Below are 23,987 nucleotides of genomic sequence, written 5' to 3' on the forward strand. Positions count from 1 at the left end.
GTGCGGACGTTCACCCGCACCCGGAAGGGGTGCGAACGTCCACACGGCGCGCGGTGGTATCGGGGCCGGTCGGTCCCGGCGGTCAGCCCAGGGCGACGACCTCGCGTTCCGACGCGGTCGGTTCGGAGGACATGATCGCCGAGTCGAGCATCTGCTCCGCCTGCTCCTCCGGCAGCGACAGGCCCAGGCACAGTTCGGTGAGGACGGTGGTGCGGGCGGCCTTGAGCATCGTCCGCTCACCCATCGACAGACCCTTGCGGTGTTCGCGGCGGGTGAGATCGCGGACGACGGCGGCGGTGACGTGGAGATCACCCGACCGCAGCCTGTCCTGGTTCTCCTTGAACCGCCGCGACCACGTCTCCTCCTCGTGATCGGTTGGGGTGTGGAGGATCTCGAACAACTTCTTCAGCTCGTCGGAGCTGTAGACGTCGCGCAGGCCGATCTCCTCGGCCTTGTCCAGCGGGAGAGCGACCGTCAGGTCGGAGCTGTGGACCTTCAACTGCAGATACGACACCGGTTGCTGTTTGATCGTCCTGGTGGTGATCGCGGCGACCGTGGCGGGTCCGTGATGTGGATGGACGACGATCTGACCGGTCGAGAACTGCATGTGATGACCTTCTTGTTCGCGCGTACGCCGTGCTCGGTCGTTCGGGCCCGCGGGACGAACCCGGGGTCGAAGCGACCGCGCACCGATTCCGGAAGCGGGAACGGTGTGGACGCGGGACGGTGCACTCATACGGATGAATCCACCGGAGCCCGTGAGCCGGCTCTTTCCATCATCCCAGTTCACGGGCGTTTTCGCAGGTGTGGATTCGCTCACCCGCAAGGCCGTGTCCGCGATTCGCGGTGCCCCAGGGGATCTCGTGCTCGAATGGATCCATGGGTGATCGAGAACACGATCGGTCCCGCCGGGAGAAACGCATCCGCCACACCGCGGAGCGCATCGCCCGGCGGGAGGGACACCGGGTCGCGCGCCTGCCGAAGGGCGGTTCGGCGACGGCGTTCCCGCTCACCTATCTGCGCACCGGGCCGCGCGGACGGACGCCGGTGGTGATGATCCCCGGCGGTCCGGGTCTGGCGTCGGCGGTGCCCTACCGGTCGCTGCGTGCCCTCGCCGCACGCGAGGGACTCGACGTGCTCATGGTCGAGCACCGCGGGATCGGACTGTCGCGGCGCGACGAACGAGGTGTCGACCTGCCGAGGGCGGCGGTGACCGTCGTCGAGGCCGTCGACGACATCGCCGCGGCACTCGACCACGCGGGGGTCTCGCAGGCGGTGATCTACGGATCGTCGTACGGAAGTTGTCTCGCACAGGGTTTCGGGGTGCGGCATCCCGATCGGGTCGCTTCGATGGTGCTGGACTCCCCGATGTGGAGCGTCGAACAGGATCTCGCCACGGTGCGTGACTATCGACGGAAACTGTTCCTCGGCAACGACACCCGAGCGGACCGCGGGCTGTCCGAGGTCGTCCGGCGTGCATTGGCGAGCGATCTGCCCGGCGACGAGGTGACCGACATCGTCCAGATCGTCTACGAGTTCGCCGGACCGGACGTGCTGCGCGACCTGCTCGAGGCCCGGTTGCGGGGGCGGCTCCGGCGGACCTGGGCGGCGGTGTGCCGCCTCGCGAGGGCGGAGGCCGAGAACCCGTACGTGCCCTACTGTTTCGAAGCCGACCTCGTCGAGGACATCATGTACCGCGAACTCGGTTTCGGGTTGCCACCGGACGGTGAACCCCTCGACCCGCAGGTGCTCTTCGCGAAAACCGGTCCCCATCCGGAGTTCTCCGGTGAGCCCTTCGACTTCCCGCGTCGGGTACGGGAATTCACCTGGCCGATCGCGGTCCTGTCGGGGGAGCGGGACCTGCGGACCCCGCCGCCGATCGCCGACCGCATCGCCGCGACGGTACCCACCGCGACCGTCGTGCCCGTCGCCGGAATGGGGCACAGCGCTCTCGACACGCATCAGTACGTGGCCGTGCGGGTCGCGGCGGCGATGACCGACGGTGCCCACGGCAGCCTCGGGGCGATGGTCCCGGTGCTGTCTCGCCTGCCGAGGAAGGGCGGGCCGAACGTGCTCGGCCGGCTCGTCGCGACCGCGGTGGTGCTCGGCGGGCGGTGACCGCGGTGGTGCTCGGCGGGCGGTGACCGCGATGATGCTCGGCGGGCGGTGACCGCGGTGATGCTCGGCGGGCCGTAGCCCCGCGGCGCGATCGGCGCACGCGGTACGGGGCCGTTTGGCATGATCGACTGGCCCGGACGGACCGGGCCGCAGCATCCCGGCAGGAGTCGACGAGTGGCGGAGGACGGAACGGACACGGCGCCGCGCCCGCGCAGGCGCATCGGCCGCCTGATCCTGCTGGCGTTCGTCGTCGTACTGGTCCTGGCAGCGGCCGCCTTCGTGTTCACCCCGGTGCCGGGGGCACTGATCGTGCGGGCGGTGTTCGAACGTGACGCCCGGCAGCAGACCGAGAAACTCGCCGTGGACGCACCCGAGACCGATCTCGTCGCGAACCTGCAGTACCGCGAGGGTGATCCCGACGCCTACCTCGACGTCTACACCCCGAAAGGCACCACGGCGGTACTGCCCACGATCGTGTGGACGCACGGCGGTGCCTGGCTGTCGGGCAGCCGCGCCGACTACGCCGGCTACTACCGACGGCTCGCCGACGCGGGCTTCACCGTCGTGTCCCTCGGCTACTCCCTCGCGCCGGAGCACCGATATCCCACCGCGGTGCACCAGCTCGCCGACGCCCAGGCCTACCTGCTCGACCACGCCGACGAACTGCACATCGACACCCACCGCATCGTGCTCGCCGGCGACTCGGCCGGTGCCCAGCTGAGCTCGCAGATGGCCGCGGCGATCACCGACAAGGAGTACGCCGCGCAGGCCGGTATCGACCCCGCTTTCACCCCCGAGCAGCTGCGCGGAGTCGTGCTGAACTGCGGTCTCTACGACGTCGCCGCCCTCGAGGGCGGGAGCGGACTGATCGGCTGGGGCATCGAGCAGGCCATGTGGGCCTACACCGGGGCCCGGGACTTCGCGTCCTCCGATGCCGCCCGGCTGATGTCGACCCTGGACATCGTGACCGCCGACTTCCCGGCGACCTTCATCACCGGAGGCAACGCGGACCCGCTCACTCCCAAGCAGTCGAAGCCGCTCGCGGAGAAACTCACACGCCTCGGCGTCGAGGTGGACGCCCTGTTCTATCCCGACGACCACATCCCGGAACTGGCACACGAGTACCAGTTCGATCTGTCGACGCCGGACGCCCGCGCCGCGCTGGAACGGACGATCGACTTCGTCCGCAAGGTCACCGCGTAGCCAGGTCGGCGACGACCCGCTCGGCGAGCGGGCGCGACGACGCCGGGTTCTGACCCGTGTAGAGCCGTCGGTCCACCTCCACGTTCGGCTGCCACGCCTCGGCGGAGGTGAAGATCGCGCCGGCCTCCCGCAGCCGGTCCTGCAGCAGCCACGGCGCCTTGTCCGCCAGTCCCGCCTGGGCCTCCTCCAGATTGGTGAACGCGGTCAGCCGGTATCCCTCGAACAGCCAGCGGCCACCCGAGCCGAAGGCCGGCAGGAGAGCGGCCGGGGCGTGACACACCATGGCGACGACCTTGTCCGCCTCGACGAAGTGCCGCACGAGCTCACCGAAACGCTCGTCGACGGCGAGATCCTCCATCGGACCGTGCCCGCCGGGCACGAACAGCAGGTCGTAGTCGTCGGCGCTCTGCTCCCCGAGGACGACGGCACCCTCCAGGACGGGCCGCAGATCCTCGAGGGACTGCTTCAACGCGGCGACGCGGTCCTCGCCACCGGCGGCGTCGGGTTCGAGGCTCGCCGCGTCCACGACGGGGGTGCGGCCCCCGGGCGTCGCCAGGGTGATGTCGAATCCGGCCTCGTCGAAGACGCTGTACGGCTCGACGAGTTCCTCGGCCCAGAATCCCGTGGGATGCCGGGTGCCGTCCTGCAGGGTCCAGTGGTCGGCGGCACTGACGACGAACAGAAGTTTCGGCATGGCGGACGTCCTCTCGACGGATGGTCGTTTCCCGGCTGCGTACCCGCGGGTGGTTCGTCCTACCCCCGGGACACGAATCGCCGGGCCCGGCGGAGCGGGCCCGGCGATTCGCGGTCGGTGTGCGTCAGACCCCGACGACGTCCTGCGCGATGGCGGCCAGACGGGTCTGGGCTGCGGAGATCACGCCGTGCCGGTCCTTGTGGGCCTCCTCGTAGGCCACGATCGCGCGGATGTCCGCGGGTTCGGTCAGATCCTTCACCGCGGCCACGGCCTTCGGCACGGTGAGATCGTCGTAGTCGCGGATGGGCAGTTCCTCGGCGGTGAGGACACCGGTGGCGCTGCGAGCCCGGTGCAGGGCGTCCGCCGCACCGTCGGCACCTTCGCGCCGGCTGACCCGCTCGGCGGTCTCGAGGGCGGCATCCCGGGACGCGGTCAGCGTCCGGGCGGCGACGTCACCGGCGTGCGCGCCGCGGGAGAGCAGCGACTCGATGCGCGGCCGCGTGGACCGGGCCACGTCGATCGCGCGGTCGATGCCGCGGGTCGACCAGGTGACCGGGGCGTTGACCAGACGCACCGCCGCGCCGGCCGCCGCCTGGAAGGGGGTGCGCCGCAGGGCGGCCGGACCACCGAGGGCCTCCTCGGCGATGACGGTCGTCAGCCACTCGACGGTGGCGGTGTGCGCGGTGACGAGACGGTCGGCCAGGGTGACGACGGACCTGTGCCCGCCCGCGGTGGCCAGCGCCTTGACGTAGCGGGCGCGGTCGAGCAATTGGTGCTCGAGCGCCAGATCGGACAGCAGGGCCTCGTCGAACGGCTGGGCCTGCTCGGTGAGGGTCTTGACCATGACGGCCGCGCGGCCCAGGAAGGGGCCGACCACATCGGGCAGACCGCCCAGATCGCGGATGGCCTCCTCGATGGCGACCGCCCGGATCCGGCAGTTCTCGGCGTTCTCGGTGAGCTCCTTGCGGACCGCTTCGGTACGAGCCTGGGCGACACGGGTTTCGGCCACCTGGGTCTCGGCATGGGTCAGTTCGTGGAGTGTGCGCAACTGTGTGAGCAACGCGGGGATACGGTTCTCGGTCATCGTGCGTTCGCCTCCTTCGCACTGGAAGAGCCGGCGATCTACCGGCGAATTCACATCGATCGGCTACACGACGTGACAACTGGCGCTTACCCGGCACGATCTCCTGCTAACGTTTATGTGACCCATGACACAGCTGTTGTCGGTGGGTGGCGTCGCGTCCGCCTCTCGGGGCGACACGAGTCACAGTTGTGCCGGTTTGGGTCCGCGGCACCCGGGGAAACTTTCGGAGCACGAACCGCGAACGACCGTGAGGCTCGGGCGGATCGCGACAGAATCGCACAGCGAACAGGAAGCGGGGGACAGGATGACCACGGCAGCACCCGCCATGACCCCGACGGCGCCCGCTGTCCCGGCCGCGACCGTCGGGCGGCCCGCGGTCGCGAAACCGGTCTCACCGGCACGACCCGCCGACGACCCGCCCCCGCTGCTCGAACACCCCCTCGCCGGTGCGGTGATCCTGCTGGTGCTCATGGTCCTCGGCTGCGTGGCCGCGACGGCGCTCACCGGTTCGATCGGGACGGGACTGGCCTTCGCCGGCATGATCGGCGGTGCCACAGCACTTCTCGTCGCCCTCATCTAGGACCTCGCCGGGAGCCGTCACCGTGCCGAAGAAGTTCTCCTTCACCTCCGCGCTGGACCACGACGTCGAACGGGTGCATGCCACCCTCACGAACGAGGAGTTCTGGAAGAACCGGATCGCCGCGAGCCCCACCGGCGACGCCGAACTCGAGGTGCGCGTGTCCGGCCCCGGCACCATCTCGCTGACGATGGCCGACAGCATGGGCACCTCCGGACTGCCGTCCGTCGTGCGCGGAGTGCTGCCCGGCCCCCTGGTCATCGAACGCGCCGACGAGTGGGGTCCCCTCGACGGGGGGATCGCGCACGGCGTCCTCACCGGCGGTGCACGGGGGCTGCCGATCACCGTCTCCGCTCGCTCCGAACTGCGCGCCGGCGACACCGGCGGCACGGTCGTCGAGGTGCACGGAGAGGCCACCGTGAAGGTGCCGCTCGTCGGCGGAAAGATCGAAGGACTGATCGTGCAGCTGGTCGAGAGCATGGTCCGCAACGACAGCCGTGAGATCGACACCTGGCTCGCGGACTCCTGAACCCGCTCCCGGAACTCGGCCACTGCGCCGGATTCGTCCCCTCCGCCCGCTCACGGCGGCGGTGATCGGCGACACACCGTACGAGGTCGTTGTTCCCCGACCTGCGGGAGCGCACCATCGGACCATGTCGGCGCCGTGGAACGAGGACGGCGGCTTCGCGTGGGAACGCCGCGAGGCCGGATACACCTGGGAGCAGATCGGCAACGAACTCGGCTGTCCCGCGCATGTCGCGCGGGACCTCGGAGAGCGCTACCACGCCGAGTTCAGCGCCCGGATCTCGCGGGACCAGCTCCCGCTGTTCGATCTCGCCCCCGACAGCTGACCACCCTCCACCTGCGTCGTGCTCGCCCTGTCCGTGCGGTGTGACTGTCCGTGCGGTGTGACTGTCCGTGCGGTGTGACTGTCCGTGCGGTGTGATAAGCCGTAGCGGACGGAACCGAGCGACGACGAGGGAGAACGACGAGTGCTGATCCTGCACCGTGCGGAACGCACCGACGTGCTGGCCGATGCGCTCGGGGAGGTGCTCGCGAAGCCCCTCGACGACCCGTTCGCCCCCGAGGTCGTCGCCGTGCCCGCCCGCGGCATCGAGCGCTGGCTCACCCAGCGACTGTCCGGCATTCTCGGCGCGCCGGTGAACCCCCGACGCGTGGCGCGTGTCGAAGGCGACGGCGTCGCCGCGAACATCCGTTTCCCCTCCTCCATGCGGCTCGTCGACGAGGCCCTCGCCGCCGCGTCCGGCATCGACGCCGACGACGACCCCTGGCATCCCTCCCGGATGCTGTGGACGCTGCTCGACGTGATCGACGAGTGCGTCGGGGAACCGTGGTGCGCCACCCTCGCCCGGCATCTCGGCAACGGCAGCGACGACCACCGGGCCGGACGCCGTTACGCGACGGCCGCACACCTCACCGCGCTGCTGCGCAGCTACGGGCTGCAGCGCCCGGAGATGATCGCCCGCTGGGCGGCGGGGGAGGACACCGACGGCACCGACGCGCCCCTGGACGACCACCTGCGGTGGCAGGCCGAACTGTGGCGGCGGCTGCGGGCCCGGATCGGTGCCGACAGCCCCGCCCAGCGCCTCGGCGACCTCTGTGCCCGGCTGCGCGCCGAGCCCGACGTCGTGGATCTTCCCGAACGTCTCTCGGTCTTCGGCCCCACCCGGCTCGACACCGTCCGCCTCGACGTGCTGTCCGCGCTCGCCGAGCACCGCGACGTGCACGTCTGGCTGCCGCACCCGAGCCCCGTGATGTGGCAGAACCTCGCCGGACGGCCGTCCTCGCTGCGCCGCGCCGACGACCGCAGCGCGCTGCGGGTCCGGCACCCCCTGCTCGCCGCGCTCGGCCGCGACGTGCGCGAATTCGAGGCGCGGCTCTCCGCCCTGGACTGCACCGAGATCGTCCACCCCTCCCCGGAACCACCCGCGACCCTTCTCGGCCGGCTGCAGGCCGACCTGCGCGACGACCGTGCCCCCGGACCCGGCTCGGCGACCGCCGACGGCACCGTCGTCATCCACGCCTGCCACGGCCCCACCCGGCAGGTCGAGGTGCTCCGCGAATCGCTGCTGCACCTGTTCCAGGACGATCCCACCCTCGAACCTCGCGACGTCGTCGTCATGTGCCCCGACGTCGAGACCTACGCCCCGCTCGTCCACGCGGCGTTCGGCGCCGGGGTGGGTGAGCACCCCGGCCACACCCTGCGGGTCCGGCTCGCCGACCGCGCACTCGGCCGTACCGACCCGGTGCTGGCGGTGGTCACCGAACTGCTCCGCCTCGCCGACGGTCGCGTCACCGCCAGCGAGGTGCTCGACCTCGCGGCCACCGCGCCCGTGCGCCGCAAGTTCGGTTTCGACGACGACGAACTCGAACGGCTGCAGCAGTGGACCGCGGAAGCCGGCGCCCGGTGGGGGCTCGGATCGTGGCAGCGCAAGTCCTTCGGCCTCGGCGAGTTCGTGCAGAACACCTTCGGTACGGCCCTCGACCGCATCCTGCTGGGCGTGGCCGCCGACGGCACCGACGGCGACTGGCTCTCGCTGGCCCTGCCCCTCGACGACGTCGACAGCAACGACATCGACCTCGCCGGCCGCTTCGCCGAGTACATCGACCGGCTGACGGTGGTGCTGCTCGGGCTCCGCGGTCCGCAGCCCGCGACCCGCTGGGCGGCCGAACTGACCCGCGGCATCGACTTGCTCTGCGATCTCCCCGCGGCCGACGCATGGCAACTCGACCGTGCCTGCCGCGAGATCGCCGAGGCGGTCGAACATGCCGGCGAGATCCGTTTGGGTCTGAGCGACATCCGCTCGATGTTCGCCTCCCGGCTCGCCGCCCGGCCCTCGCGTTCCAACTTCCGCACCGGCGAACTCACGGTGTGCTCGATGGTGCCCATGCGGTCGGTGCCGCACCGGGTGGTGGTGCTCCTCGGTCTCGACGACGACGTCTTCCCGCGCACCGCACACACCGACGGCGACGACGTGCTCGCACAGAATCCGTGTATCGGTGAACGGGATTCGCGCAGCGAGGACCGGCAGCTGCTCCTCGACGCGCTGCTGGCCGCGCAGGAACGGGTGCTGTTGTTCCACACCGGCGCCGACGCCGTCACCGGAGCGGCACGGCCCCCGGCGATCCCGCTCACGGAGATCCGCGACGTGGTCGCGACGATGACCGGACTGCCGGCCGACGACGAGCGGATCGTGCGCCGGCACCCGCTGCAGCCCTTCGATCCACGCAACTTCCGCGCCGACGACCCGTTCGGATTCGACACCGCCGCGCTCGCCGGCGCACGGGCGGCCCACAGCTCACCGTCGGGCCGACCCGGACGCATCGCCGAACTCGTCGCGGCGCTGCCCGCAGTCGAGCGCACCGACGTCGACCTCGACGAACTCGTCGCCTTCCTCACCCACCCCAGCCAGGGTTTCCTGCGCCAGCGCCTCGGCATCCGCATCCCCGATGCAGAGGAGGGCATCACCGACGCCCTCGACATCGAACTCGACGGCCTCGCCCAGTGGAAGCTCGGCGACCGCATGCTCGAGAAGCGCCTGGCCGGCATGTCCCAGGCGGCCTTCCGCAGCGCGGAGTGGCGCCGCGGCACCCTGCCGCCCGCGACCCTCGGCGGCAAGGTGCTCGACGCCGTGACCGACAACGTCGAACGGCTGGTCGCCGCGTGCTCCGGCGTGCACACCGGCCCGTCCCGCACCGTCGACGTGCGCGTCGACCTGGGCGACGGCCGGCGGGTCACCGGCACGGTCGGTGGTGTCCACGGCTGCGTCCTGGCCCGCAGTACCTACTCGCGGCTGGCCCCGAAACACCGGCTCGAGGCGTGGATCCGGCTGCTCGCCGTCGTCGCCTCGGGGCATCGAGGAGAGTGGCGGGCGGTTACCACGGGGCGAAGCGGCTCGCGGTCGTGGCGCTCCACCTTGCACCCTCCGGCCGACGCCGCCGGAATTCTCGCCGTGCTCGTCGACCTGCGTGATCGTGGGCTGTGTGCGCCGTTGCCGATGACGACCAAGGCTTCGGCCGTGTACGCCGATCGTCGTTACCGCGGCGATTCCGTGGACATGGCGCTCGCTGCCGCACGGAAGGAATTCGGAGGCAACTTCGGTGACGGGACGGACCGGCACGTGACCTACCTGCACGGGTCGGGCGTCACGCTCGACCGGCTCGCCGCCGACCCGCCGCGTCCCGACGAGGCGGCCTGGTTCGACGAGCCGAGCCGCTTCGGGGTGCTCGCACGACGACTCTGGGAACCCCTGCTGGCCTCCGAGAACCAGGGGCGCCCGTGACGGAAGGACGCATCATGCCCGCGCCGACCACTCCCGAGGTGACGGGATTCGACCTGTTCGCCCCGCTACCCACCGGCACCACGGTGCTCGAGGCGAGCGCGGGCACCGGCAAGACCTACGCGATCGTCGGTCTCGCCACCCGGTTCGTCGCCGAAGGTCACGCACGGTTGTCCGACCTGCTGCTCGTGACCTTCAGCCGCGCCGCCACCCAGGAACTGCGCGAACGCACCCGCAACCGGTTCGCGGAGGTCGTGCGGGCCCTCGCCGACCCCGACACCGCACGGGAGAGCGGGGACCGGCTGATCCGGCATCTCGCGACCGAGGACGTCGAGAACCGGCGCGCCCGGCTGCGGCAGGCGTTGTCGGACTTCGACTCCGGCACCATCTCCACCACCCACGGCTTCTGCCGGCGGATGCTCGACGAACTCGGTATCGCGGGCGAACGCGAACCCGACGTGACGGTCGTCGAGAACGTCGACGACCTCCGCGACGAGGTGGTCGCCGACCTCTACCTGCGGCGCTACGGCAAGAGCGAAGCCCCCATCGGCTACGCCGAGGCCGCCTCGGCGGCCAAGGAGGCGATCTTCGATCCGCAGGCCACCCTCGCACCCGACGACGCCGACGGCACCGTCGCGGGGGAGCGGGTGGACTTCGCCCGCGCCGTGCGCGCGGAGGTCGAGCGCCGCAAGCGGCAGTTGGGCCTGCGCGACTTCGACGATCAGCTCTCGCTGCTGCACGAGGTGCTCCGCGACCCGGTGCACGGCGAGGACGCCTGCCGCCGGGTGCGGGCCCGGTTCTCCGTCGTGCTCGTCGACGAGTTCCAGGACACCGACCCGAAGCAGTGGGAGATCCTGCGGCGCGCCTTCCACGGCCACTGCACCCTCGTGCTCGTCGGCGATCCCAAGCAGGCCATCTACGCTTTCCGCGGCGCCGAGGTGCTCAGCTATCTCGACGCCGTCTCCGAATCCGACGCCTACTGCGAGCTGACCACCAACTGGCGCAGCGACGGGCAGCTGGTGCGCGCCCTCGAACACGTCTGTCTCGGTGCCGCCCTGGGTGACTCGCGCATCGTGGTGAACCCCGTGAAGGCCGCGAAATCGGAGTCCCGGATCTCCGGCCTCGCTCCGCTGCGGCTGCGGCACCTGCCCCGCGCCGGTGCCGGACCGATCAACGACTGGGGTTTCCCACAGAACCTCGAGGGTCTGCGCGGGCGGGTCGCCCGTGACGTCGCAGCCGACATCGTGCGGCTGCTCGACGGCGACGTCACCGTCGACCTCGGCGCCGGTCCCGAACGCGTGCAGCCGGGCCACATCGCGGTGCTCGTGCGCAAGCACAAGCAGGTCGCGCTCGTCCACGACGCGCTGAGCCGGGCCGGGGTGCCGTCCGTCGTCGCGGGCGGCACGAGCGTGTTCGCCACCACCGCGGCCCGCGACTGGCTCTGGGTGCTGCACGCCCTCGAACAGCCCCACCGGGCCGACCGGGTACGCCTGGCCGCCCTGACCTCGCTGCTCGGACGTACCCCCGCCGAGATCGACGAGGGCGGTGACTCGCTCGTCGTGGAGATCGGTGGTCTGCTGCGCGAACTCGCCGCGGTGCACGCACGGGTGGGTTTCGCGGCGGTCTTCGAACGACTCGCCGCCTACGGCGCCGTCGAGTCCCGGCTGCTCGCCGAACCGTCGGGGGAGCGCACCCTGACCGACATCCGGCACGTCGCGCAGCTGCTCGAGGACGCCTCCTCGGCGCAGGCCCTCGGGCTCGCCGCGCTCACCCGCTGGCTCGAGGACCGTATCAACGACCCCGACACGGGCGGCGCCGACCGGATCCGTCGCCTCGACAGCGACGCCGCCGCCGTCCAGATCCTCACCGTGCACGGCAGCAAGGGACTCGAATTCCCGATCGTGCACGTGCCGTACGGCTGGGACGCGGCGAAGAACCCGGAACCCGAGAGGCTGCTGCTGCACGAGGACGGCCGCCGCATCCTCGACGTCGGCGGGAAGACCGGCCCCGGTTACGCCGCGCGGCGCCGTCAGCACGACCTCGAGGAGGCGGGGGAGGAACTGCGCCTGTTCTACGTCGCCGCGACCCGGGCACAGTGCGCCCTCACCCTGTGGTGGGCGCCCTCCACCCCCACCGGGCGCTCACCCCTGCACCGTCTGCTCTTCGCTCGCACCCCGGGCTCGTCCGAGGTGGGTGCGGAAGGGCCGATCCCGCACGACGAGGCGATGGCCGAGCAGTTCGAACGGTGGGCCGCTCGCGCCGACGGGCTGATCGCCGTCGAGGCGGTGGGACCGCACCCGATCCCACAGCCGGCCTGGACGCCTCCACGCGAGGAGACCGGCCCGCTCGCCGCGGCGCGGTTCGACCGCGTGGTCGACGAGACCTGGCGCCGCACCTCCTATTCGGCGCTCACCGCCTCCGCGCACGAGACCCCGGGCGTGCCCGAGACGGACACCGCCACGAAGGACGACGAACCGGAGGAACCGCCGCTGCTCGTCCCCGAACCGGAACAGGCGGGCCTGCCGTCGCCCATGAACGGCCTGCCCGGTGGCGCGGTCTTCGGCACCCTGGTGCACGCCGTCCTCGAGATCGTGGACACCGCCGCCCCCGATCTCGAAGCCGAACTGATCGAACGCTGCCGGGAGGTGACCGCGCAGCACCTGTCGCCGATCGAGCCCGAACGGCTCGCTGCCGCACTGCTTCCGGTGATGCGCACCCCGCTCGGGCCGCTCGGCCGGACCCTCGCGGACTTCGCGCCGCGGGATCGCCTGTCCGAGCTGAACTTCGAGCTGCCGCTGACCGGTGGGGAGACCCCGGCCCCCGTCACCGTGACCCTCGGGTCCGTGGCCGCGCTGCTGCGCCGTCACCTGCCCGCCGACGATCCGCTGCTGCCCTACGCCGACCGGGTGGGCGAACTCGAACCCGTGCCGCTGCGGGGCTATCTCACCGGTAGCATCGACGCGGTGCTGCGCACCGAGGGGCCGCGGTTCGTGGTGGTCGACTACAAGACCAACCGGCTCGCGCCCGTCGAGGAACTCACCACCGCGCACTACACCCGCGAGGCGATGGCCGCCGAGATGATGCGTGCCCACTATCCGATGCAGGCCCTGCTGTACTCCGTTGCGCTGCACCGGTACCTGCGCTGGCGGATGCCCGCCTACGACCCGCAACTCCATCTCGGTGGGGTGCAGTACCTGTTCGTGCGGGGCATGGCCGGACCGGACAGCCCACCCGGCAGCGGTGTCTTCGACTGGCACCCGCCCGCCGCTCTCGTCACCGAACTGTCCGACCTGCTCGCCGGAAAGGCGGTGATCGCGTGACCGTCTCGACGACCGATGTTCGAATCGCGCAGCGCGGTAAGGGTGCTCTGCGCGCCTTCAACGAGGCCGGGGCGTTGGTGGCTGCCGACGTGCACGTCGCGCTGCGGCTCGCCGCGCTCGGTGGTGAGGACGACCCCGACGTGCACCTGGCCACCGCGCTGGCGGTGCGGGCCGTGCGGTCCGGCTCGGTGTGCCTCGACCTGACCCGGCTGCGGGACGTCACCGTCGCCGAGGACGACGAGGGCAATCCGGTGGTCGACCCCGCCGACCTGCCCTGGCCGCGCGACGAGGACGTCCTCGACGCGCTGCGCCGCAGCCCGCTCGTGGTCGGTGGCGACCGCGGCCCCCTGCGGCCGCTGCGCCTCGTCGACACGACGGACGGGCCCCTGCTCTATCTGGACCGCTACTTCCGGCAGGAGCAGACCATCCGCCACGTGCTCGCCGAACGCTCGGGCACCCTGCCCGGCCTCGACGAACAGCGGCTCGCCGCTGTCCTCGACGAACTGTTCCACCATCCCGACGATCCCTCCCGGCCGTCGCCGGCACCGGACCGGCAGCGGGTCGCGGCGGCGCTCGCAGCCACGCATCCGACCACGGTCATCGCCGGCGGACCGGGCACCGGCAAGACCCACACCGTCGCGCGGATCCTGGCGCTGCTCACCCGCCTGCACGGCAGCGACCTGCGCATCGGACTCGCGGCACCCACCGGCAAGGCCGCTGCGCGGCTGCAGGAATCGGTGCGCGAACAGGAGACGGCCCTGGGGCTGCCCCCGCACCTGACCGCGATGACCGTGCACCGGATGCTCGGCTGGCGACCTGGTGGCCGGTACCGCTACCACGCGACCAACCACCTGCCCTACGACGTGATCATCGTGGACGAGACGTCGATGGTGTCGCTGACGATCATGTGCCGCCTGCTCGAAGCGGTGCGGCCCGACACCCGCCTGATCTTCGTGGGCGACCCCGACCAGCTCGCCTCGGTCGACGCGGGTGCCGTCCTCGCCGACCTGGTGGCCCGCCCCGTGACCGGCACCCTCGACCCGGTCTTCGAGCGTGTCGCCGCCCGAGACCTCGCAGCGGTGAACGACTCCCGGGAGGCCTTCGGGCCGGAGGGCTCGGACGACCGCGAGCGGTTGCGCAACGGCGTGGTGAGTCTGAGCCGCGGACGTCGATTCGACGGGGCGATCGCCGACCTGGCCGCCGCCGTGCGCAAGGGCGGTGCCGACCGGGTGCTGAAGATCCTGCGCAGCGGCGACCCGATGGTGTCCTTCCACGACCCCGGCGAGCTCGACACGCTGCGCGAGGACGTCGTCCGCTCGGCCGAGGCGGTCATGGAAGCTGCCGAGGCCGGGGACATCGACACGACCCTCGTCCGCAGCGAGGACCACCGGCTGTTGTGCGCGCACCGCGACGGCCCGGCCGGGGTCCAGTTCTGGGCGCGCCGCGCCACCGAATGGATCGGTGAGGCCACGGGACGGCGCCTCGACCCCGACCGCTGGTATCCCGGGCAGCCGCTGCTCGTCACCGCCAACGACCACGACCTGCAGATCTACAACGGCGACACCGGGGTGGTCGTGCGGCAGGGCGACGAACTCGTCGCGGCGTTCGCGCGGGGCAGGACGCCCTACGTGCTGCGCCCGAGTCAGCTGCCCGCGGTGAGCACCGTCTACGCGATGACGATCCACCGCAGCCAGGGCAGCCAGTACGGCACCGTCTCGGTGGTGCTGCCAGACGCCCGCTCGGCCCTGCTCACCCGCGAACTGCTGTACACCGCGATCACCCGGGCCCGCACCCACGTGCGGATCGTCGGGACCGAGGACGCGGTGCGTGCCGGCGTGGCCCGCCAGGTGCTCCGAGCGAGCGGGCTGCGACGGGAGATCCGCGTCTGACCCGACCACCCACCCTGCTCGCACCGGACGTGGCATGCTCGACATCGGCGCGCACGAACACGAACGAACCGAGCGATGGACTGGTTGGACGCGGACGGGTACACGATCGGGCGGCTGCTGGTCACCCGCGGACTCGCCGCGCTGTACGTCGTCGCCTTCCTCGCGGCGCTGCTGCAGTTCCGGGCGCTGATCGGGGAACGCGGCATCCTGCCCGTCCCGCAGTTCCTGGCGCACCGGTCGTTCCGGCAGGCACCGAGCCTGTTCCACTGGCGGTACTCCGACCGGGTGTTCACGGTGGTCGCCGCGACCGGCCTGGTGCTGTCCGCGGCGACGTTGGCCGGGGTCACCGAGCGGCTGCCGCTCCCGGCCTGCATGGGTGTGTGGCTGCTGATGTGGGCGCTCTACCTGTCGATCGTCAACGTGGGTCAGATCTGGTACTCGTTCGGCTGGGAGTCGCTGCTCCTCGAGGCCGGGCTGCTGGCGGTCTTCCTCGGCGACGCCGACACCGCGCCGCCCTTCCTCGTGCTGATTCTGCTGCGCTGGCTGCTGTTCCGGCTGGAGTTCGGTGCCGGGCTGATCAAGATGCGCGGCGACAGGTGCTGGCGCGACCTGACCTGCCTGTACTACCACCACGAGACCCAGCCGATGCCCGGGCCGCTGAGCCGGCACTTCCATCTGCTGCCGAACCCGCTGCACCGCATCGAGGTCGCCGGGAACCACGTCACCCAGCTCGTGGTGCCGTTCGGGTTGTTCCTGCCGCAGCCGGTCGCGGGGATCGCCGCGACACTCATGATCGTCACCCAGCTGTGGCTCGTGGTCAGCGGCAACTTCGCGTGGCTGAACTGGCTCACCATCGTCCTCGCGCTGTCGGTGATCCCCGACGGCTTCTACTCCCGGTTCGCCGACACCGCTCGGGAGTACGGGTCGACCCCGCTGCCGTTCACCGTCGCTGTGGTGGTGCTGACGGTGCTGGTCGCGGTACTGAGCTACTGGCCGGTGGCGAACATGCTCTCGCGTCGTCAGGCGATGAACGCGTCGTTCAACAAGTGGCACTTCGTCAACACCTACGGTGCGTTCGGCACCGTTACCCGCACCCGCCGCGAGGTGATCGTGGAGGGCACCGACGACGCGGTGGACACCCCCGCCACCGAGTGGCGCGAGTACGAGTTCAAGGGCAAGCCGGGCGACGTGTACCGCCGGCCCCGCCAGTACGCTCCCTACCATCTGCGGCTGGACTGGCTGATGTGGTTCGCGGCGATCTCCCGCGACTACGCCGCCGGCTGGTTCCCCCGCTTCGTCGGCAAGCTCCTCGAGAACGACCCCGACACTCTGAGGCTGCTCCGGCACAACCCGTTCCCGGACGCGCCGCCGCGCCGGATCCGCGCCCGGATGTTCCGCTACCGCTTCGCGACCCGCGGCGAGCGCCGGGCGACCGGGCAGTGGTGGATGCGGGAGGAACTCTGGGACTTCATGCTGCCGATGTCCCGTGAGGACCTGCCATAGGTATCCGCATGCAGTGCGGACGGATACATCGTGTAGAACGGGTGTATCGGTCTGCGGGGCGCGCGAGTATCCGGTTCGATCCGGCCCTGCCGAAAGAACCTGCGGGAGAATCCGAATGAGCGGACACGCACTGGTGGTGGGGGAGGCCCTCGTCGACGTCGTGCGGCGGGCCGGCACCGACCCCGTCGAACACGTCGGGGGCAGCCCCCTCAACGTCGCGGTGGGACTCGGCCGTCTCGGCCGGGCGGTGCAGTTCACCACCCGGATCGCCGACGACCCGCGCGGCACCCGCATCCTCGGGTACCTCGCGGACTCCGGCGTGAGCCTCACCCCCGGCAGCGCCGCCGCCGACCGCACCGCCACCGCGCAGGCCATGATCGACGAGACCGGCTCCGCCAGTTACGAGTTCGACATCGCGTGGGAACCCGTCGCACCTCCGCCCACCGTCGACGCCGTCCTCGTCCACACCGGCTCCATCGCCACTGTCCTCGGACCCGGCTGCGAACTCGTCGCGGAACTCGTCGCGCAGCAGGCGGTCTCGTCGACGGTGAGCTTCGACCCGAACGTCCGGCCGGCGCTGATCGGCGACCCCGCTCGCGGCCGGGCCCGTATCGACCGGCTGGTCGCGCTCGCCGACGTCGTCAAGGCCAGCGACGAGGACCTCGGCTGGTACGCACCCGACCGCGACCCTGTCGACACCGCCCGCGGATGGCTGTCCCGCGGGCCCGCGATCGTCGCCGTCACCCGTGGTGCGAAGGGCTCGGTGGCGGTGTGCGCGGCGGGCACCGTGGAGATCCCCGCCGTGGAGGCCGACGTGGTCGACACCGTCGGTGCCGGCGACGCCTTCACCGCCGGTCTGCTCGACGGCCTGTGGACCCGGAACCTGCTCGGCGCCGAGAAGCGGGACGCGTTGCGTGCGATCGGCACGGACGCCCTGCGCGAGGTGCTCACCACCGCGGCGTGGACGTCGGCGCTCACCGTGGCGCGCGCCGGCGCCGACCTGCCCACCCGTGCCGAACGTGAGGCCGCGCGGGAGAGCGGCGGCCGCGTGCGGAGACCACCTTCTCGGAAAACGCCTTCTCAGAAATCACCCTCTGCCACCTGAAAGCACACCAGGCCCATCCGCCGCCACATGCGCACCACCTGATCGCGGTCGTCGAGCACCGCGACGACGCGGTAGCGGTGCCGGATGTGCGCGTCGAACAGTTCCGCCTTGACGATCGAGTCCTTGCGGTTGTCGCCGGGTGCCCGCATGTACAGCTCGTCGTAGGGGATGTCGTGCCGGGCCAGCCACTCCTCGGTCTCGGGCCGGCAGATCCCGTCGCGCCCCGAGAGCAGCACGATCGCGAATCCGTCGGGGGCGGCCGCGAACGCCCGCACCGCGGCCTCCACGGCGGGGGAGACGGTGTCCTCGCCGACCCGGTGCCACTGGTAGGGGCTGCGATCACCCATGTGGGCGAGGGTGCCGTCGATGTCGACGAGCCAGGCCGGCGGGAGCGTGGGATCCGCGACGTACCGCGCGGGTGGGGGCGCCGCCGCGCTCGGCGGACGGTACCGCTTCGTCTCGGGACGGTCCCGGTGGGGCTTCCTCCTGGTCACGCCTCTGGATACCCGATCGGATCCGTTCCTGTCGAACCCGCCGGTAGCCGTTGCCTTCTGTGCGGGGGAGGCGCACCGTGGATACGGGGAAACGACCGGCGACGCCGTGTCGGCGCCGCCCCGAGTAGAAAGGGGCCGATCGTGTTCGCACGCTCGACCACAATTCGCGCTCATCCGTCCTACATCGATGCCGGGATCAAGTACGTCCGCGACACCGTGATACCCGCGCTGGTGGATCTCGAAGGCTGTGTCGGCACGTCGCTGATCGTCGACCGGGATTCGGGACGATGCATCGCGACCAGTTCGTGGCGGGACCTCGATGCGATGCGGTCCGCCGAGGATCCGGTGGCCCGGATGCGGGACGAGGCCGCGCGCGTCTTCCACGCGACGACCGAGGTCTCGCGATGGGAGGTCGCGGGCATGCACCGCGATCACCGCGCCGCTCGCGGGGCCTGCTGCGAAGTCACCTGGGTGAAGGTCGACCCGGCGGAGGTGGACCGTGGGGTGGATCTGTGGAAGATGGCCGCACTGCCCCGGATGGAGGAACTCGACGGCTTCTGCAGCGCCGGGCTCATGATCGATCGTGAGGCGGGGCTCGGCGTCACCTCGCTGACCTTCGACAGTGCCGAGGCGATGGCCCGCAACCGCGAGCACGTCGACGCGATCCGCACCGAGGTCTCGAGGGCGGCGAACGCCGAGATCCTCGACACGGGCGAGTTCGAGCTCCTCGTCGCCCAGCTCCACGTCCCCGAGATGGTGTGACCGTCAGCCTGCGCCGTCGGGCTCGTCCATGTCCCCGGTCGCGGGGACGCCCTCGGCGAGCCCGTAGCGCAGGTGCACCGCGCCCTTCGGCCCGGCCGCCGGGGGTTCGAGGAGGGTGAGGTTGGTCGGCACCGTGCCGCCGGCGAACACCTTCTTGCCGACACCCAGCACGATCGGGTGCACCCACAGGTCCAGCCGGTCGAAGAGCTTCTCCCGCAACAACGTCTGCACCAGATCGACACTGCCGACGACCGTCACGTGCTCGTGCCAGTCGCGGAGTTCGCGCACCGCGGCGGGCAGGTCCGGCCTCAGCAGCGTCGACCCCGACCACGACAGCTCCGGTGCGCCGCGGGAGGCGACGTACTTGGGGATGCTGTTGAACAGCGAGGCGAAGTCACCGTCCGGGCCACCCTCCCGGTGCGGCCAGTAGGCGGCGAAGATGTCGTAGGTCCGCCGTCCGAGCAGCAGTGCGTCGGTGCCCTCGTAGGCGGCGTCGATCTGTTCCCCGGCCACGTCGTCGAGCAGGGGCGCCTGCCAGCCCCCGAACGGGAAACCCTCCGGGTCCTCCTCGGGACCGCCCGGTGCCTGCGCGACGAGATCGAGCGTGGCGAACAGCTCGATGTGGATGGTCCCCATGGTTCACTCCGATGCGTCGGTGTCTCCGGTCGCAAGGACAGACCCGCGGTCGCCCGGAACTCATCGCCGCGATGAGTTCCGGGCGCCGGTCCGGTCCGTTCTTCACGAGACCGCACCGATCCCGAGAAGCGAGGAGAGACCGATGCCCGCACTCACCCCGTGCCTGTGGTTCGACATGAACGCCCAGGAGGCCGCCGAGTTCTACACGAAGGTGTTCCCGAATTCGCGGATCCTGAGCACCTCCTACTATCCCGAGGGCGCGCCGGCACCGGCCGGAACCGTCCTGACCGTCGAGTTCGAGCTCGACGGGGTGCGGTTCACCGCCCTCAACGGCGGCCCGCAATTCCCCTTCACCGAGGCCGTGTCCTTCCGGATCGACTGCGCCGACCAGGACGAGGTCGACCACTACTGGGACTCGCTCCTCGCCGACGGCGGCGAGGAGTCGCAGTGCGGCTGGCTGAAGGACCGCTTCGGACTGTCCTGGCAGGTGGTGCCGCGCCGGCTCGTCGAACTGCTCGAAAGTTCCGATCCGGAGGTCGCACAGCGGGCCAACGCCGCGATGATGACGATGCGCAGGATCGACATCGCCCAGGTGGAGGCGGCCGCACGCGGCTGATCGCACCGGAGCCGCACGCGGCTGATCCCACCGGAGCCGCTGCGGTACGTTGCCGGACATGACCACACGCACCCGGCGGCTCGACGACCTGCCCTTCACCGGCAAGCACCGGCGTCTGCTGACCGGTTCCGGAGTGGGTTGGGCGCTCGACGCGATGGACGTCGGGCTGATCTCGTTCGTCATGGCGGCGCTCGCGGTGCAGTGGGACCTGTCGTCGACGCAGTTGTCGTGGATCGGCTCGATCGGTTTCGTCGGGATGGCCGTCGGCGCCTCGCTGGGCGGCCTGCTCGCCGACCGCGTCGGGCGCCGCCAGGTCTTCGCCGCGACGCTGCTCGTCTACGGCCTTGCCACCGGGGCGGCCGCGTTGTCGGCCTCGGTGGCGATGCTCATCGTTCTGCGTTTCGTCGTCGGCCTGGGTCTCGGTGCGGAACTGCCGGTCGCCTCGACCCTGGTCAGCGAGTTCGCGCCGCGCAAGGTTCGCGGGCGGGTGGTCGTCGCCCTGGAGGCGTTCTGGGCCGTCGGCTGGCTGCTGGCGGCATTGATCGGCTACTTCGTGGTGCCGACCGGTGACGACGGTTGGCGGTGGGCGCTCGCGGTCGGTCTCGTGCCCGCGGCCTACGCCCTCGTCGTGCGCTTCGGGCTGCCCGAATCGGTGCGGTTTCTCGAGAGCAGGGGGCGGTACGCGGAGGCCGAGGCCGTCGTCCGGGACTACGAGAAGTCCGCGGGGGTGGCGTACGTCCCCGACGAGCAGGACGACGGGCACGAGGAATCGGTGGTCCCGGGCGAGCCCGCCGAACGGGGCTCGGTGTGGGCGCCGCACCTGCGCCGCCGCACCGCCGCGCTGTGGATCGTGTGGTTCGGCATCAACTTCTCGTACTACGGCGCGTTCATCTGGCTCCCGAGCCTGCTCGTCGCGCAGGGCTTCGACCTGGTGACCTCGTTCGGCTACACCCTCGTCATCACCCTCGCACAGCTGCCGGGTTACGCCGTCGCGGCGTGGCTCATCGAGGTGTGGGGCCGGCGCACGACCCTCGGGGTGTTCCTGGCCGGGTCGGCGGTCTCGGCGGGGCTGTTCGGGCTCGCGGAGACCCCCGGCACCATCGTCGCCGCGGGGATGGCGTTGTCGTTCTTCAATCTCGGGGCGTGGGGCGCGCTCTACGCGATCGGACCCGAGCTGTACCCGACACCGGTGCGCGGCACCGGAACCGGATCCGCGGCGGCCTTCGGCCGGCTCGCGTCGATCGTCGCGCCGCTGGTGGTGCCGCTGCTGCTCGACGGCGGCGGAAACGCTCTGGTGTTCGGCGCTTTCGCGGCCTCGTTCGTCGTGGCCGCGGTCGCGGCGTTCACGCTCCCCGAACGCGCCGGGACGGCTCTCGACGAGACCTGACGTCGAGAACCGTCCCGCGCGGTTCAGAGCCGGTCGCGCAGTTCGACCTTGCGGATCTTGCCCGAGGCGGTCTTCGGCAGCGGACCGAAGGTGATGCTGTCGGGCACCTTGAAACCGGCGAGCTGCGACCGCACGTGGGTCCGCAGTTCGTCCTCGGTGGCGCTCGCGCCGCTGCGCAGCGTCACGTAGGCCACGGGCCGCTCGCCCCACTTCTCGCTCGGCGCGGCGACGACGGCGGCCTCGAGGACGGCGGGGTGGCTGATCAGCGCGGACTCGACCTCCACGGACGAGATGTTCTCTCCGCCGGAGATGATGACGTCCTTGGCGCGGTCGCGGATCTCGATGTAGCCGTCGGGGTGCATGACGCCGATGTCGCCGGTGCGGAACCAGCCGTCCGGCACCGCGCGGGCGGTCGCGTCGGGGTTGTTGTAGTAGCCCAGCATCACGTTGTTGCCGCGCAGGGCGATCTCACCGGTCGTCTCGCCGTCGGCCGGCACGTCCGAGCCCATCGCGTCGACGATGCGCAGTTCACCGGCGACGACGTTGCCGACGCCCTGCCGGGACCGCAGCCGCGCCTTCTCGTCCTCGGGCAGCACGTCCCACTCGGAGCGCCACTCGCAGATCGCGGCCGGGCCGTAGGTCTCGGTCAGGCCGTACAGATGCGTGATGTCGAGGCCGAGGTCGGTGCACCGCTCGATCAGTGCGGGCGCCGGGGGAGCACCCCCGATCGCAGCGACCACGCGGTGGTCGATGCCGCCCGCGTTCGGGGCGTCGACGAGGGAGGCGAGCACCGTGGGGGCGCCGCACAGGTGCGTGACACCCTCGGTCTGCACCAGCTCCCAGATGCGCACCGGATCGACCTTCGGCAGGCACACGTGGGTGCCACCGGCGGCGGTGACGGCCCAGGTGAACGTCCAGCCGTTGCAATGGAACATCGGCAGGGTCCACAGGTAGGTGGAGTCGCTGGTGAGGCCGAAGTGCGCGACCATCGCCAGGGCCTGCAGGTAGGCGCCGCGAGCGTGGTACATCACGCCCTTCGGGTCGCCGGTGGTGCCGGACGTGTAGTTCAGTGCGATCATGGAGCGCTCGTCGCCGAGCGGCACGTAGCGGTGGCGTGCGGAGGCGAGCCGTTCCTCGTAGTCGTCGGCGACCACGGTGACGTCCGGCAGGTCGGCCGTGGCCTCGCGGGCGAGGGAGACCAGGGAGTCGTCGACGAGCAGGACCCGGCTGCCCGAGTGCTCGAGGATGAACCGGAGTTCGGGGCCGGTCAGCCGGGTGTTGAGCGAGACCAGGACGGCGCCCGCGTAGAGCACGCCGTAGTGCGCCTCGAGCATGAGGGCGGTGTTGGGGGCGAGGACTGCGACACGGTCGCCCGGCTCGACGCCGAGGTCGTGCAGCATGCCCGACTGGCGCAGGCAGCGATCGCGCAATTCGGCGTAGGTGCGCCGGATCTCGCCGTCGACCACCGCGGTGTCGTTGCGGAAGACGCGCGCGGACCGGTCGAGAAAGGCTGTCGGCGTGAGTGTTTCGTAGCTGAACTGCGCTGTCACCTTTGTCGGTTCTCCTTCGAGTGTGCGTGGGTGCACGTCGCGTCGCAGGCGGGCGATCCGGACGAATCTCCCCGTGTTCGGCAGGTGCGGCGCCCATTCTTCCAAGCGATCGGACCGGCGTCGCGCACCGGTCCGGCAGGCGTGTCGATGATCTTGAAAAGTGTTGCTCCGCAGGCATTGACCGTCGACACGCGGAAGCGTTGACTGGGAGGTCACGGCGCAATTCTCCGCAGCGTTCCACGAGGGAGACGGACGGTCATGAACGGTCGGCACGAACCGGGCCGTCGGACACGGTCACCACTGGACGCCGTCGAGGACCACCTGCGGGATTGGATCGACCGGCGGCTGGACGGGCTGACGGTGCTCGGCGAGGACGCGATCCGCCGGGTCCGCGGATGGGTGGACGTCCTGCTCGACGAGATCGCCGAGGGCGGCGCCGGGATGCAGGCCGCGGTCGGCGGACTCCGGGCCGCGACCGCCGGCCGGAACCCCGTCCTCGGCGCGCTCGCCGGACTGGTGTCCGCGCTGAGCGTCGCGGCCCGGATCGGCCTGGCCGTCCTCGTCGCGGTCGCGCTCCTGCTCGGTCCGCTGCTCCTCGTCGTCCTGCTGGTGGCCCTGCTCGTCGCTGTCGTCATCGGTGCGCTTCGCGCCGCCGGCGCCTGACCGTTTCCGCAGCTACGAACCCTGCCGATCCACCCGTAACGGGGACGTAACCGGAGTTAACCGGACGCATGACCTGGTACCGATA

General features: G+C 71.1%; 20 protein-coding genes. 14 read left to right on the plus strand and 6 right to left on the minus strand.

Annotation, left to right across the window (positions count from 1 at the left end):
- Nucleotides 1–82: 82 nt before the first annotated feature.
- On the minus strand, nt 83–607 hold the full coding sequence (locus tag OED52_RS05420; protein WP_264153654.1) for a CarD family transcriptional regulator: 525 nt from the start codon (nt 605–607) through the stop codon (nt 83–85).
- Nucleotides 608–879: 272 nt separating this feature from the next.
- On the opposite strand from OED52_RS05420, the gene OED52_RS05425 reads away from it, so the two are divergent.
- Both OED52_RS05425 and OED52_RS05430 read left to right on the plus strand, forming a co-directional pair.
- The gene (locus tag OED52_RS05425) at nt 880–2,118 is read left to right on the plus strand and encodes an alpha/beta fold hydrolase (RefSeq protein ID WP_264153655.1); all 1,239 of its coding nucleotides are present in this window, start codon (nt 880–882) and stop codon (nt 2,116–2,118) included.
- A gap of 174 nt (nt 2,119–2,292) precedes the next feature.
- Nucleotides 2,293–3,321: an alpha/beta hydrolase gene (locus OED52_RS05430; protein WP_264153656.1), complete on the plus strand. Its 1,029-nt coding sequence runs from the start codon at nt 2,293–2,295 to the stop codon at nt 3,319–3,321.
- On the opposite strand, the gene OED52_RS05435 is transcribed toward OED52_RS05430, so the two are convergent.
- The gene (locus OED52_RS05435; protein ID WP_264153657.1) at nt 3,311–4,015 is read right to left on the minus strand and encodes a type 1 glutamine amidotransferase domain-containing protein; all 705 of its coding nucleotides are present in this window, start codon (nt 4,013–4,015) and stop codon (nt 3,311–3,313) included. The genes OED52_RS05430 and OED52_RS05435 overlap by 11 nt on opposite strands.
- Nucleotides 4,016–4,139: 124 nt before the next feature.
- Nucleotides 4,140–5,099: a ferritin-like domain-containing protein gene (locus tag OED52_RS05440; protein WP_264153658.1), complete on the minus strand. Its 960-nt coding sequence runs from the start codon at nt 5,097–5,099 to the stop codon at nt 4,140–4,142.
- Between the two features lie 304 nt (nt 5,100–5,403).
- Between OED52_RS05440 and OED52_RS05445 the strand changes: the two genes are divergently transcribed.
- From OED52_RS05445 to OED52_RS05480, 8 genes are all read left to right on the plus strand, one after another.
- Nucleotides 5,404–5,679 carry a hypothetical protein gene (locus tag OED52_RS05445; protein ID WP_264153659.1) on the plus strand — a complete coding sequence of 92 codons (276 nt, stop codon included), beginning with the start codon at nt 5,404–5,406 and terminating at the stop codon, nt 5,677–5,679.
- Between the two features lie 22 nt (nt 5,680–5,701).
- Complete coding sequence (locus tag OED52_RS05450) at nt 5,702–6,205, plus strand: DUF2505 domain-containing protein (protein ID WP_264153660.1); 504 nt, start codon at nt 5,702–5,704, stop codon at nt 6,203–6,205.
- 124 nt (nt 6,206–6,329) lie between these two features.
- Entirely contained in the window at nt 6,330–6,527 is a 198-nt protein-coding gene (locus OED52_RS05455; RefSeq protein ID WP_264153661.1) for a hypothetical protein, read from the plus strand.
- Nucleotides 6,528–6,668: 141 nt separating this feature from the next.
- Nucleotides 6,669–9,980 (plus strand): exodeoxyribonuclease V subunit gamma, encoded by a 3,312-nt coding sequence (recC, locus tag OED52_RS05460; protein WP_264153662.1) that lies wholly within the window; start codon nt 6,669–6,671, stop codon nt 9,978–9,980.
- 14 nt (nt 9,981–9,994) lie between these two features.
- Nucleotides 9,995–13,297 carry a UvrD-helicase domain-containing protein gene (locus OED52_RS05465; RefSeq protein WP_264153663.1) on the plus strand — a complete coding sequence of 1,101 codons (3,303 nt, stop codon included), beginning with the start codon at nt 9,995–9,997 and terminating at the stop codon, nt 13,295–13,297.
- Complete coding sequence (recD, locus tag OED52_RS05470) at nt 13,294–15,186, plus strand: exodeoxyribonuclease V subunit alpha (protein ID WP_264153664.1); 1,893 nt, start codon at nt 13,294–13,296, stop codon at nt 15,184–15,186. The genes OED52_RS05465 and recD overlap by 4 nt, the downstream gene beginning before the upstream one ends.
- Nucleotides 15,187–15,261: 75 nt before the next feature.
- Entirely contained in the window at nt 15,262–16,689 is a 1,428-nt protein-coding gene (locus OED52_RS05475; protein WP_264153665.1) for a lipase maturation factor family protein, read from the plus strand.
- Nucleotides 16,690–16,804: 115 nt separating this feature from the next.
- Nucleotides 16,805–17,794, plus strand: coding sequence for a carbohydrate kinase family protein (locus OED52_RS05480; protein ID WP_264153666.1), 990 nt, complete (start codon nt 16,805–16,807; stop codon nt 17,792–17,794).
- Here OED52_RS05480 and OED52_RS05485 read toward each other — a convergent pair.
- Nucleotides 17,770–18,288, minus strand: a complete 519-nt coding sequence (locus OED52_RS05485; RefSeq protein ID WP_264153667.1) for a phosphatase domain-containing protein — start codon at nt 18,286–18,288, stop codon at nt 17,770–17,772. The two genes, OED52_RS05480 and OED52_RS05485, sit on opposite strands and share 25 nt — an antisense overlap.
- A 141-nt stretch (nt 18,289–18,429) precedes the next feature.
- On the opposite strand from OED52_RS05485, the gene OED52_RS05490 reads away from it, so the two are divergent.
- The gene (locus OED52_RS05490) at nt 18,430–19,050 is read left to right on the plus strand and encodes a hypothetical protein (protein ID WP_264153668.1); all 621 of its coding nucleotides are present in this window, start codon (nt 18,430–18,432) and stop codon (nt 19,048–19,050) included.
- Nucleotides 19,051–19,053: 3 nt separating this feature from the next.
- Here OED52_RS05490 and OED52_RS05495 read toward each other — a convergent pair whose 3' ends face one another.
- Complete coding sequence (locus OED52_RS05495) at nt 19,054–19,686, minus strand: dihydrofolate reductase family protein (protein WP_264153669.1); 633 nt, start codon at nt 19,684–19,686, stop codon at nt 19,054–19,056.
- Between the two features lie 142 nt (nt 19,687–19,828).
- On the opposite strand from OED52_RS05495, the gene OED52_RS05500 reads away from it, so the two are divergent.
- Both OED52_RS05500 and OED52_RS05505 read left to right on the plus strand, forming a co-directional pair.
- Nucleotides 19,829–20,302, plus strand: a complete 474-nt coding sequence (locus OED52_RS05500) for a VOC family protein (protein WP_264153670.1) — start codon at nt 19,829–19,831, stop codon at nt 20,300–20,302.
- 58 nt (nt 20,303–20,360) lie between these two features.
- The gene (locus tag OED52_RS05505; RefSeq protein WP_264153671.1) at nt 20,361–21,689 is read left to right on the plus strand and encodes an MFS transporter; all 1,329 of its coding nucleotides are present in this window, start codon (nt 20,361–20,363) and stop codon (nt 21,687–21,689) included.
- A gap of 23 nt (nt 21,690–21,712) precedes the next feature.
- Here the strand turns inward: OED52_RS05505 and OED52_RS05510 are convergent, their stop codons facing one another.
- Entirely contained in the window at nt 21,713–23,239 is a 1,527-nt protein-coding gene (locus OED52_RS05510; protein WP_264153672.1) for an AMP-binding protein, read from the minus strand.
- Nucleotides 23,240–23,461: 222 nt separating this feature from the next.
- Between OED52_RS05510 and ampE the strand changes: the two genes are divergently transcribed.
- A complete protein-coding gene (ampE, locus tag OED52_RS05515; RefSeq protein ID WP_264154589.1) occupies nt 23,462–23,902 on the plus strand; it encodes a regulatory signaling modulator protein AmpE in 441 nt (146 codons plus the stop codon).
- The last annotated feature ends 85 nt before the right edge of the window (nt 23,903–23,987 follow it).

Origin of the sequence: Rhodococcus sp. Z13, assembly GCF_025837095.1 — a bacterium.
Classification (GTDB): Bacteria; Actinomycetota; Actinomycetes; order Mycobacteriales; family Mycobacteriaceae; genus Rhodococcus; species Rhodococcus sacchari.

Coding starts and splice junctions, on each gene's coding strand:
- OED52_RS05420 (WP_264153654.1), bottom strand. CDS start 607: ATGCAGTTCTCGACCGGTCAGATCGTCGTCCATCCACATCACGGACCC.
- OED52_RS05425 (WP_264153655.1), top strand. CDS start 880: ATGGGTGATCGAGAACACGATCGGTCCCGCCGGGAGAAACGCATCCGC.
- OED52_RS05435 (WP_264153657.1), bottom strand. CDS start 4,015: ATGCCGAAACTTCTGTTCGTCGTCAGTGCCGCCGACCACTGGACCCTG.
- OED52_RS05440 (WP_264153658.1), bottom strand. CDS start 5,099: ATGACCGAGAACCGTATCCCCGCGTTGCTCACACAGTTGCGCACACTC.
- OED52_RS05445 (WP_264153659.1), top strand. CDS start 5,404: ATGACCACGGCAGCACCCGCCATGACCCCGACGGCGCCCGCTGTCCCG.
- OED52_RS05455 (WP_264153661.1), top strand. CDS start 6,330: ATGTCGGCGCCGTGGAACGAGGACGGCGGCTTCGCGTGGGAACGCCGC.
- OED52_RS05465 (WP_264153663.1), top strand. CDS start 9,995: ATGCCCGCGCCGACCACTCCCGAGGTGACGGGATTCGACCTGTTCGCC.
- OED52_RS05475 (WP_264153665.1), top strand. CDS start 15,262: ATGGACTGGTTGGACGCGGACGGGTACACGATCGGGCGGCTGCTGGTC.
- OED52_RS05480 (WP_264153666.1), top strand. CDS start 16,805: ATGAGCGGACACGCACTGGTGGTGGGGGAGGCCCTCGTCGACGTCGTG.
- OED52_RS05495 (WP_264153669.1), bottom strand. CDS start 19,686: ATGGGGACCATCCACATCGAGCTGTTCGCCACGCTCGATCTCGTCGCG.
- OED52_RS05500 (WP_264153670.1), top strand. CDS start 19,829: ATGCCCGCACTCACCCCGTGCCTGTGGTTCGACATGAACGCCCAGGAG.
- OED52_RS05505 (WP_264153671.1), top strand. CDS start 20,361: ATGACCACACGCACCCGGCGGCTCGACGACCTGCCCTTCACCGGCAAG.